At 39.2% G+C, this 4,316-nt stretch carries 3 protein-coding genes and 1 pseudogene; all 4 read left to right on the forward strand.

What is annotated here, in order from left to right:
• Window positions 1-204, forward strand: a pseudogene (locus LDB17_RS06840) (RagB/SusD family nutrient uptake outer membrane protein); the annotation flags it as partial.
• Between the two features lie 282 nt (window positions 205-486).
• On the forward strand, window positions 487-576 hold the full coding sequence (kdpF, locus tag LDB17_RS06845; protein WP_006844131.1) for a K(+)-transporting ATPase subunit F: 90 nt from the start codon (window positions 487-489) through the stop codon (window positions 574-576).
• 11 nt (window positions 577-587) lie between these two features.
• Window positions 588-2,279, forward strand: a complete 1,692-nt coding sequence (kdpA, locus tag LDB17_RS06850) for a potassium-transporting ATPase subunit KdpA (protein ID WP_313609177.1) — start codon at window positions 588-590, stop codon at window positions 2,277-2,279.
• A gap of 12 nt (window positions 2,280-2,291) precedes the next feature.
• Window positions 2,292-4,316, forward strand: a 2,025-nt coding sequence (gene kdpB / locus LDB17_RS06855) for a potassium-transporting ATPase subunit KdpB (RefSeq protein ID WP_393924953.1), incomplete at its 3' end; no start/stop codon positions are given.

A 4,316-nucleotide genomic window follows, 5' to 3' on the forward strand; every position in this document is an offset into this window, starting at 1 on the left:
TTAGCTAACAAAGAGTTAAATTCCCATCCACGGGTACGAAAGTATGCTGATCGTGCTAACCCTGAGTCGACATTTGAAATCGCAGATTATCAAGATTATAAGATAAAAAATCCATATCAAGACTATATGATGGTATTTCCTTATCCGGCAGTTCAAGTTACCAAATCAAATGGAAAGCTGACACAAAATAAAGGATATCAATGATCTTTTTGAACAAGAGCAATATTATCGACAAACAAGCTCTTCAATAATTTAACAAGCAAGGCAATACGAGAAAATATTATTTTCGACTATTGCCTTGTTTTATTTTAAATCCGAAACTTAATTCGGAGACACCCCTACTCTACGCTACCCAACTACCTTTTATAAGAACTTCAGAAGGCTCAGCAAAATCTTTATAAAATCTTTATACCTCATCTATTTTCTTTACAAAATCCTTACAACTTTCACCATAGCTTTGTATCGTAATTAAAAAGAATATAAAATATGGAAATAACTTATATCATCGGAGCAATTATAGCTATCCTCATTCTAGGATACCTTATTTATGTATTAATAAAACCCGAAAAATTTTAATGATAATTGATATGGAAATCAATGATTACATACAAATCTTCCTTTTTCTATTTTTACTTATAGCGTTGACACCTATATTGGGTTCATTTATGGCCAAAGTATTAAATGGAGAGAAGAATATATTAACTCCGATATTTAGCAAACCGGAGAAGTTAATATACAAAATATGCGGAGTAGATACAAACCTATCGATGAATTGGAAGAAATACACCATGGCATTGTTACTATTTAACTTGATAGGATTTATCTTCTTGTTCTTAGTATTAGTAACACAAAAATGGCTACCATTAAATCCTCAGCAGATAGGGAATATGAATTGGCACACAGCATTTAACACTTCGGTGAGCTTTATAACCAATACCAACTGGCAATCATATTCAGGAGAAACAGGTCTGAGCTATTTCAGCCAAATGATAGGACTTACAGTGCAAAACTTCTTAAGCGCAGCAACAGGGATTGCTGTTTTGACAGCTCTAATACGTGGAATAAAAGGGAAGACAACAGATGTACTAGGCAATTTCTGGGTAGACATCACCCGTTCTACACTCTATATCTTACTTCCTTTATCCATACTACTTGCAGTTTTATTGGCTGGACAAGGAGTAATCCAGAATTTTGATAGTTACACCCATGTCACAACCCTGCAAGGAAATACACAAGTTATACCACAAGGTCCAGCAGCATCTCAAATTGCAATCAAACAGTTGGGTACAAATGGAGGTGGCTTCTTTGGGACTAATAGTGCCCATCCGTTTGAAAACCCGACACCTTTTTCCAACTTTCTGCAACTTTTATCCATTTTGCTCATCCCTGCGGCTTTGACATACACTTACGGTAAAATGGTGAAATCACAAAAACAAGGCTGGGCGATATTTACAGCTATGTTTATTTTATTTGGAGCTGGTCTTTTTGTCTCTTTGTATTCTGAATTCCACCAATCCGAGGCATGGCACAATATCGCTTATATGGAAGGGAAAGAAACCCGCTTTGGAATAACAAATAGTGTGCTATGGTCAACAGTCACAACTGCTGCATCTAATGGATCGGTCAACGCCATGCATGACAGCCTCACTCCTCTTTCGGGAATGGTAGCCATGATAAATATGATGTTGGGTGAAGTCGTTTATGGCGGAGCAGGTGCAGGCTTATATGGTATTGTCATATTTATTATACTCACTGTATTTATTGCAGGTCTTATGGTTGGTCGTACTCCTGAATATTTGGGTAAAAAAATAGAAGCTTTTGAAGTGAAAATGGCACTTATAGCAATACTTAGCCCTTCTATTGTTATTCTATTATTTTCAGCTATTGCATGTTCTATTCCGCAAGGACTGTCGAGCCTGAATAATGGAGGCTCACATGGATTATCAGAAATACTGTATGCCTTCACTTCTTCCGCAGGCAATAATGGTAGTGCCTTTGCAGGACTCAATGCATCTACCGTTTTCTATAATCTCCTGATAGCTTTGGGGATGCTTATCGGGCGGTTCGGTATTATTATTCCTGTGCTTGCGATAGCAGGAAGCCTTGCTCAAAAGAAAATCATCCCGGTGTCTCAAGGTACGTTTCGAACTGATAATCTATTGTTTGTAGGATTACTTATATCAATTATTATCATAGTTGGTGGTCTGACATTTTTCCCTGCTTTGTCGTTAGGGCCAATTGTAGACCATATACTAATGCAAAACGGAGTTCTATTTTAAAACGCCAAAATAATGAAAAGTCAAAATAAAAGTTTCTTAGATAAAAAAATATTGATAGAGGCTATCAAAATGTCCTTTATCAAATTAAATCCAAGTTTATTAATCAAAAATCCGGTTATTTTTATTGTTGCTATCGGGGCTTTGCTTACAACCATCATTGTTTTGGAAGGCACGATAGACGGAGTATTCTCTACTTTTAACTTACAAATAGCATTATGGCTATGGATAACCGTTTTATTCGCTAATTTCTCGGAAGCTATTGCCGAAGGGAGAGGCAAAGCTCAGGCAGAGAGTCTGAAAGCCAATCGTTCCCGGACTAAAGCCCGCCTTCTGAAAGATGGAAGGGAAGAAATTGTAGCTGCCGAAAATTTGAAAAAAGATGATGTTGTAATCTGCGAAACCGGGGATATTATTCCATCCGATGGCGAAGTCATAGAAGGAATAGCAACCGTAGATGAGTCGGCAATAACCGGAGAATCGGCTCCTGTAATCCGAGAAAGCGGAGGCGACCGAAATGCAGTGACTGGAGGAACAAAGATACTAAGCGACAAGATTATTATTAGAATAACCTCCGATGCGGGACACACATTTATCGATAGGATGATCGCATTAGTGGAAGGAGCAAAACGGCAGAAAACACCAAACGAGATTGCCTTGACTATTTTACTTTCGGGACTTTCTATTGTTTTTCTTCTTGCTGTGGCTACACTACCTTCTTTTTTCGGGTATAGTCTACACGCATCAGGACTACCGCAATCCAACAATTTGAGTTTACCTGTACTAATTGCCCTTTTGGTCTGCCTTATCCCTACGACTATCGGAGGATTGCTGAGTGCTATTGGTATCAGCGGCATGGACAGGCTTATGAAGCATAATGTAATAGCCACCAGCGGACGTGCAATAGAAGCCGCAGGTGATGTGGATGTATTGTTGCTGGATAAAACAGGAACAATCACTTTGGGAAATCGTATGGCAACCAATTTTATTCCCACCGAAGGTGTTAGCTTAAATGAAATAGCCAATGTGGCACAACTATCTTCTCTGAGCGATGAAACACCCGAGGGACGTTCGATTGTAGTTTTGGCTAAAGAAAAGTTTAATATTCGAGGGCGTGACCTTGCGGGTATAGAAGCCGAATTTATCCCTTTCACCGCACAAGCCCGAATGAGTGGTGTAGATATAACTGTTGATGGAAAGATACAAAAAATAAGAAAAGGCTCTGTAGATGCGATACGTTCTTTCGTTTTTAACAATAACGGATTCTTTCCTGAAGATATAAAACAGAAGTCTGATGAGTTGGCACAACAGGGAGCCACTCCCCTAATAGTAGCAAGAGATAACAAGGTGTTAGGTATTATACACCTGAAAGACATTGTGAAAGGGGGTATTAAAGAACGCTTTACTCAATTGCGCAGAATGGGAATAAAAACAGTGATGATTACCGGAGACAACCCGTTAACGGCCGCCGCCATTGCAGCAGAAGCCGGAGTAGATGATTTTTTGGCAGAAGCAAAACCGGAAGACAAACTTCGAAAAATAAGAGAAGAGCAATCGAGCGGTCATCTGGTGGGAATGATCGGTGATGGCACAAATGATGCTCCTGCTCTTGCCCAATCGGATGTTGGCATAGCTATGAGTAGCGGCACACAAGCGGCACGGGAAGCAGGAAATATGGTCGATCTGGATAGCAACCCGACTAAGCTGATAGAGGTGGTAGAGGTAGGGAAACAATTGCTTATGACCCGCGGTGCATTAACTACATTCAGTATAGCCAATGATGTAGCTAAATATTTTGCAATCATTCCGGCAATAGCTGTTACATTATATGCCGGAATATCAGGTAAAGGAGCTTTGTCGGTATTGAATATTATGGGTTTGTCTTCTCCCGAAAATGCAATTTTAAGTGCGATTATATTCAATGCCCTTATCATTATATTTCTGATACCTCTTGCCCTGAAAGGAGTAAAATACAGAGCTGAATCACCATCTAAATCTCTACTCCGTAATCTTTGTATTTATGGGCTTGGTGGTATCAGA

This window comes from Dysgonomonas sp. Shenzhen-Wh21 (assembly GCF_043392705.1).
GTDB lineage: Bacteria > Bacteroidota > Bacteroidia > Bacteroidales > Dysgonomonadaceae > Dysgonomonas.